This window comes from Lachnoclostridium sp. An169, from assembly GCF_002160525.1.
In the GTDB taxonomy this organism is placed as follows: domain Bacteria; phylum Bacillota; class Clostridia; order Lachnospirales; family Lachnospiraceae; genus Mediterraneibacter; species Mediterraneibacter cottocaccae.
Map to the genome: position 1 here is coordinate 23,525 of NZ_NFKT01000043.1, position 7,045 is coordinate 30,569.

The window sequence follows — 7,045 nt, forward strand, 5'->3', positions numbered from 1 at the left end:
GAATTTGTATTCCAACGGAATTATCTGTGGAATGGCTGCATCATTTTCGGGACTGTAATGACAGGAGCTGGCTGGAACTTTCTTCTAAAGGGAAGGGAACTGCCCGGCAGTTCCTTTCCCGAAATCATTATTCAGCGAAAACCGTAAGTGGGATTTAAGAGATCTTAGCCAGAAACTCTGCTTCTGACAGAATGGTTATGCCTAAAGACTTGGCCTTCGCCAGTTTGCTTCCGGCTTTTTCGCCGCAGACGAGATAATCCGTTTTGCCTGTCACAGAGCTGCCCGGTTTGGCACCAATCTCCAGGATCTTATCATTGATCTCAGCGCGGGTGAAATTCTCCAGCTTTCCGGTTGCTACGATAGTCTTTCCTGCAAATTCAGTATTTTTTGCCATAGTGTTTTCTTCCTTTCTTTCTTCAAATGTAAATTCATTCTGTAACGTGTCCCAGAGCATCAGATTTTCTTCATCCGCAAACCAGTCGTGAATGTTCTGGTTCAGTGTGGCGCCAAAGTCCTCTAACTGTGTGAAGTCATAGTCATCGGTGGCAGCCGCCCGGAAGGCATTCAGACTGCCGGAGAATACGGTATCCAATACCCGGCTTTTTGTACGGCCTACCATGGGAATATCCATGCTGACCAGATAGCGGACAAAGGTGGTGCTGCGGCTGGCCTGAATTGCGTTCCAGAGCCGGTCAAAGGATTTCTCCCCGAACCCTTCCAGCCGGATGATCTCTTCCCGGTGCTGATCCAGATGGTAGATGTCATGGAAGGTCTGAAGGTATCCCAGATTCAGGAATTTCTCCAGAGTAGCCTCACTTAATCCTTCAATATTCATGGCTTTCCGGCATACGAAATGGACGAATTTTTTCAACTGCTGGCTTTCACAGGATGGATTGCTGCAGTGTACGGTTTCAATGATCCGTCCTTTTTCTCCTTTTTTTCGATGGAGTTCTGTTGGAGCGCCGCAGCACGGGCAGATAGCAGGGGCTGCATCCCGGTAATGTCCACGGTCCAGGTTCTCCTCTACATGGGGAATGATCATGTTCCGTTTGGATACCAGGATACGGCATCCCGGCACCAGCTCCAGTTCCCGGATAAAGGTGAGGTTATGAAGCGTGGCCTTGGATACGGAGCACCCATCAATCTCCACGGTGTCAAAGACTGCCACAGGTGCCAGTTCCCCGAAACGGGAAGGCGTCCATTCAATACTCCGGAGGATGGTTTCATAGGTTTCGTCCTCAAATTTGAAAGCAAGTCCGTCCTTGTAGTGATGTCCGGTTCTTCCGCAGCTTGCGGAATACGCCAAGTCATCGAAGATCAGTACCATTCCGTCAATGGGAAGACCCAGTGTTTCTGCCTTCTCCTTCAGGTCCTGGATACGAAGCTCCAGATATTCCGGCGAAATCTGATCCGGATTGAGGGGAATATAGGGGCAGGAACCAAAGCCCAGTTTTGATAACTGGTACAGACGTTCCTCCCGGCTGTTGCTGTGTTCCCCCGCATTTAGCCCTTCCAGTACGTTGAAGGGGAGGAAGGTGACACAGCGGCCTTTACAGTTCTCCGGATCCAGGCTCCGCACAGATCCGGCAGCCAGGTTCCGGGCGTTTTTATAAGGTTCCCCGTTCCTGTCCCGGAGTGTGGTATTCAGCCGTTCAAAATCCTTTCTGTGTATGAAGGCTTCCCCGGTGACAACCAGCCGTTTCTTATAAGCAATGGAGATCGGTACATTCTCAAAGGTGGGAATGTTATGGGTGATCTCTTCCCCGATCTCCCCGTCTCCCCGTGTGGCTGCCTCTGTCAGCCTGCCATTTTCATAAGTGAGTTTTACGGTCAGCCCATCCAGCTTCAGCATAAGCAAAGCTGCGTGATCGCCACAAAAACGGCATAAATCTTCCACCTGCTTTGTCTTATCCAGAGACAGAAGCGGATGGGGATGCGGCACTTTCTCCAGTTCGCTGACGGGTGGGTAGCCTACGGTCTGGGTTGGGGAATTGGAGTAGATGATCCCTGTCTCCCTTTCCAGACTTTCCAGCTGTTCGTACAGCCGGTCATACTCCGCATCGGAGATTACCGGTGCGTTCAGGTTATAGTAGGCGTGACGGTGTTTGTTAAGGTTGTCTACAAGCAATTTTACTTCTTTTACATGGTGCATGATTGGATGCTCCTTTCTTGGGATTCGCATAAATTATTAAGCGCATTTTAAGGTATGTAAATTACGGTCATAGTAGTATGGATGTGATGACAGAATGTCCGTATCCAACACGGTTGTCTGATTGACAGATGTAATTAACTCTGAAAGACCTCCTTCTTCTGGAGACAAATGTTTACGCAGAATCAGAAGCTCGTGGATACTACTGGGAATTACATAGAAATCCTCCTGTAATACTTCTGCTATTTTTTCCAACATATTGTCATACAGGATACAAGCTGCACCGTCTATACGGCTTTGATTCGTTAAGACCAGAAGGTCTTCCTCCGGCATTACAGATAATGGGGCGGTAAGATTTTCTGACATTTCGTTAAGCGTGGCGCATACCGACTGAAGTGAATAGGGAAACAGTCGGCAAGTGTTCTTATGGGCATACTTGTATAATTCGTTTTGCTGGATTCCCCAGAGATCCAAATGGGAATTATGAATGAGAAAACCAGCAGTCTGTTCATCCGTGTTCGCAATGCAGCAATAGAAAACGATTGCCAAATCAAGATACGGGATATAAGGAATATCGTCCAAAAGATCCTTGTTCATATCCAGATTGATTAATTTATAGATGATTTTTTCCTTCAGTTCCTCGAAATTAGTTAAGTCCTTCAGCTTAAAATCTCCAGTCTGCTTGGCGTTCCGATATAACTTATATATGGTTTTTGCTATCTCTTCAAAAGATGATCCATTACACAAGTCTCTATAGAAATCATCCAGATAGATAACCGGGGATGCTGAGAAACGCTCTCCATCGGAGGCGTCTTCAATGAGAAGACCTTGGCAGAGGGTTTGATTGTTCTTTCTCGCCGTGTATGTGCTGACAGTAACGTCAGCACCGAGGTTCTCCTCCAGATACGTTTTTACTTGCATTTCAAATTCTTTGTAAGTCATTTTGATTCTCCTTTCTGTTACTATGTCCATCCGGAGCATTGAAAAACAACCCTCCTTTCCCATGTTCAGGCATAAAAAAAGAGAATGACGCAAAATGTTCATTCTCTGACAGCGTGCAGTTCTCTGCAAAATAAAAAAAGCCAGAAGGTACTGCCTGATGGCAGAGTATCCCTCTGACTGATTACAAACCTAAACAGCGTGTGATAAATCCTTTCCGGATAGACACAAAATATATGGTACAAAATGAGTATAACACTAGATATATGGTGTGTCAAATGCAAAGAGATGGTTTTACACTATATATAGTATATCGGTACAGGTTCCGTGAGAAGGGAGTCCTCTTTTGACAGAAAAATCCTCTTGACGAAAGAACGTATGTTCTCCATAATAGAAGAAAAAAGGAGGCGAACATACGTTTGAAACATGGAAGAACGGTAATTTTTCATATTGATGTCAATTCAGCGTTCCTTTCCTGGGAAGCCGTCTACCGCCTCCACCATTTAGGCGGGAAGGAGGATCTGCGGGAAAAGGTGTCTGCTGTTGGCGGTGATATGGCAATGCGGCACGGAATTATATTGGCGAAATCCATTCCGGCCAAAAAGTTCCATATAAAAACGGGAGAAACTATTCTGGAGGCGAAACAGAAATGTCCGGAGTTGATCCTAGTTCCGCCTAACTATGGGCTATATGAAAAGTGCTCCAAGGCATTTATGGATATCCTGCGCCGGTATTCTCCAGACGTAGAGCAATACTCGATAGACGAAGCCTTTGTGGATATGACAGGTACGGAAGGACTCTGGGGCGATCCGGTGACGGCAGCATACAGGATGAAAGATCAAATCCGGGATACGCTGGGATTTACCGTCAATATCGGGATCTCGGAGAACAAGCTGCTGGCCAAGATGGCATCAGATTTCCAGAAGCCAGACCGGGTGCATACGCTGTGGCATAATGAGATTGAAGATAAAATGTGGCCGCTTCCGGTGAGTGATTTGTTTTTTGTCGGGCGGGCGACTGCAAAAAAGCTGTTTAACCTGGGGATCCATACCATAGGGGAACTGGCCCATGCGGATCCGCATCTGCTGAAAGTCCATCTGAAAAAGCACGGGGAGGTCATCTGGGCGTTTGCCAATGGGATGGATGTATCCGTGGTGCAGTCTGAAGCCCCGGCCAATAAAGGATACGGGAACTCCACCACCATTGCCTTTGATGTAAGGGATGCGTCCACTGCGAAGCTGGTGTTGTTGGCGTTGGCGGAGACGGTGGGAACCAGACTGCGGGCAGCAAAGGTGCGGGCGGAAGTGATTGCTGTGGGAATCAAATCTCATGACCTGCGTTATGCCAGCCACCAGATGACGCTGCGGAACACTACGAACATTACCATTGAGATCCATCGCTGTGCCTGCCAGCTTTTTGACCAATTATGGGATGGGACAGCCATCCGGTATCTGGGGATCCACACCAGCCGGGTAAAGGATGGGTTCAACATGCGCCAGTTGGATATGTTTGACACGACAGATTATGAAAAGCTGGAGAAAATGGATGCTGCGGTGGACCGGATTCGTGGACGGTATGGGATCGACTCGGTGAAGCGGGCGGCATTTGTGGGAAGTCCTATTGACCATATGTCCGGTGGAATCTCAAGAGAAAAAAGGACTGTTGATTATAAGAAAATCGGGGTAAAATAGGAGGTAGAGATCTATGAGCATGGGGATTGGAACGAACACCCAGAAACCGGATGAGGGCGAGCTGAAAAGAAAAATGAAGGAAATTGCCTGTTCTGTCTGGTATACGAGCAAAGGCAGAACAATTCCTATGATGTTCAAATATCAAGATGAGGAAGGCGTAATTCATAAAGTTACGCACATTAATGTACAGAAGCAGGCAGAAAAATTTTATTGTGGTATTCCTATTCAGGAGTTCTGCTGTAGTACAGTGGTGGAAAATCAGGAATATCTATTTCGGTTATATTATTATCCGGAGTCGCATTGTTGGAAGGTAAGTTGGGGAGAGGAATAGTGAATAAGCATATTTTAAAATTTCCAGAGGAGGGATTAAAGCAACTGCAGTTTTTTATGGAAGGACTAAGCTTTCCTGTGGCAGTTGCTGCATATACAGAACAGGATATTGTGAAGATCTCTTATCTGGTCCGGCTGCTTCAGAGGGGCGATATTCATAGCACCTATGCACTGTGTATCTGGTGTATCCGTCAGGGGATCATTTATCAGATATTGTTTCGGTTTTCTTTTAAAGCGATGATTAAAAATCCTGTTCGTACCTATGATTATTTACGGCTCCAGAGATTGCTGAAGAAATGCAGGGAACAAACGCTGGGAAAGTCGAGATAAGGAGAAGAAAATGTGTGGACGTTATTATGTGGATGATGAGACGGCAAGGGAGATTGAGAAGCTGGTACGGGATCTGGATAGGAAATTGCAGATAGAGCGCACTGGTGATGTTTTCCCAGCGCAAAATGCTACAATAATAAAAGGGCAGGAGCACCATCTTGCTGCAGAACAGATGAGATGGGGCTTCCCAGGGTTTGAGAAAGGAAAGCTGCTGATCAACGCAAGGGCAGAGAGTGCCCTGGAACGTCGGGCTTTTCGGGATAGTATACAGAACAGGCGTTGCATCATTCCGTCCAGAGGTTTTTACGAATGGAATAAGAACAAGGAGAAGTTCACTTTTGAACGGGAAGATGCTACAGTGCTATTTATGGCAGGATGCTATAATCGATATGAGGATGAGGAAAGGTTTGTGATCCTCACAACGGAGGCAAACTCTTCCGTGGCGCTGATCCACAACCGGATGCCGTTGATCCTGGAGCCGGAGGAGGTGGAGGACTGGGTACTGGATGACAGGGCAACCGAGTATTTGTTGCATAAGACGCCGGGACTGTTAAAGGCTCATGCTGAGTATGAACAGATGCGGTTGTTTTAATGAGGCTTGTCTGGTATGAATACTTGTAGAAGTGGCTATGTTTTTACAAAAATATTCTAGTCGGAAGATGATTTGCCAGAACAGATAAGTGTAATATACTCTAAGCAGCGTCTGTACAGAGAAGCCGGCTGCTTAGAGTATATTATTGTAAGGAGGAATGAATGATGTACACACAGGAACAAAACAGAGAAATTGAGAAGGTTATGAATGCTTTTGCTGATTACATTCGGGATACCCCGCGTTTTGATCTGTTATGGTCAGATAAGGTGGGATATGTATTCCTTGACGGGATTTCTGAGGAGCAGGATGACTTTTGCATGGCGCCGATTATTCTCCGGGATGGTGAAACGCTTTGTGAGGAAATAATCTATCACATCGCTTGTGATGTAGTGGAGGAAAAGGGAAAATCCCATGACCTGCGTTTGTGCGGTCCGGAAGAACGGGAAGAGATCCAAAAGCGGCTGTTACCATATCTGCGACAGCTTCCGGAATATGAACATCTGGTGGAAGAACTGTTTGAAGATTAATAGTCTGCCAGACACAAGAGGAGCCGTCCGTGAGGGCGGAACGGATGTTACTGATCTTAGAATATGGGCAGATGCGGTTATTTTAATGAGGTTGACGTGGTGTTAATGGAAAGAATTTGGTATAATTGAGATAGCAATAAATTGGAATTTGCAGGACTGAAGGCTATAAACTAATAAAAATTTCCTTGTCAAAAAATCTTTGCGTTTATAATAGCGGACTGTAAAAGATGGATTGCTTTTCTTTTTGTTACATTCCACTGATAATATCCTTAGGAGGTAAAACGATGAGTATTGGAAAAACAATATTAAATGTTCGAAAGGAAAAAGGAATGTCACAGGAGGAATTCGGCGAATTATTTCATGTTACCAGACAGACGGTATCAAATTGGGAGAATGAAAAAAACTATCCAGATTTGAATACGTTAGTAACTATGAGTGATATGTTTGAAATTTCTCTGGATAAATTATTGAAGGAGGACAAACAAAT

The 7,045-nt window shown here is 45.7% G+C and carries 7 protein-coding genes; 5 read left to right on the forward strand and 2 right to left on the reverse strand.

Translation table 11 applies throughout. The features are described from left to right. Positions 1-154: 154 nt before the first annotated feature. Together ligA and B5F07_RS20190 are read right to left on the reverse strand one after the other, a co-directional pair. Positions 155-2,152: an NAD-dependent DNA ligase LigA gene (gene ligA / locus B5F07_RS20185; protein WP_235853297.1), complete on the reverse strand. Its 1,998-nt coding sequence runs from the start codon at positions 2,150-2,152 to the stop codon at positions 155-157. 36 nt (positions 2,153-2,188) lie between these two features. Then, positions 2,189-3,091 (reverse strand): DUF5688 family protein, encoded by a 903-nt coding sequence (locus tag B5F07_RS20190; protein ID WP_140398064.1) that lies wholly within the window; start codon positions 3,089-3,091, stop codon positions 2,189-2,191. Positions 3,092-3,507: 416 nt separating this feature from the next. Between B5F07_RS20190 and B5F07_RS20195 the strand changes: the two genes are divergently transcribed. The 5 genes from B5F07_RS20195 to B5F07_RS20220 all read left to right on the forward strand — a co-directional run. Further along, complete coding sequence (locus tag B5F07_RS20195) at positions 3,508-4,779, forward strand: DNA polymerase Y family protein (RefSeq protein WP_087162998.1); 1,272 nt, start codon at positions 3,508-3,510, stop codon at positions 4,777-4,779. A 13-nt stretch (positions 4,780-4,792) separates the two neighbouring features. Continuing rightward, positions 4,793-5,110, forward strand: coding sequence for a hypothetical protein (locus B5F07_RS20200; protein ID WP_087162999.1), 318 nt, complete (start codon positions 4,793-4,795; stop codon positions 5,108-5,110). A 339-nt stretch (positions 5,111-5,449) separates the two neighbouring features. Then, positions 5,450-6,031, forward strand: a complete 582-nt coding sequence (locus B5F07_RS20210) for an SOS response-associated peptidase (RefSeq protein ID WP_087163001.1) — start codon at positions 5,450-5,452, stop codon at positions 6,029-6,031. A 161-nt stretch (positions 6,032-6,192) separates the two neighbouring features. Further along, complete coding sequence (locus B5F07_RS20215; protein WP_140398065.1) at positions 6,193-6,558, forward strand: hypothetical protein; 366 nt, start codon at positions 6,193-6,195, stop codon at positions 6,556-6,558. Between the two features lie 284 nt (positions 6,559-6,842). After that, positions 6,843-7,045, forward strand: a 203-nt coding sequence (locus B5F07_RS20220) for a helix-turn-helix domain-containing protein (protein WP_087163003.1), incomplete at its 3' end; no start/stop codon positions are given.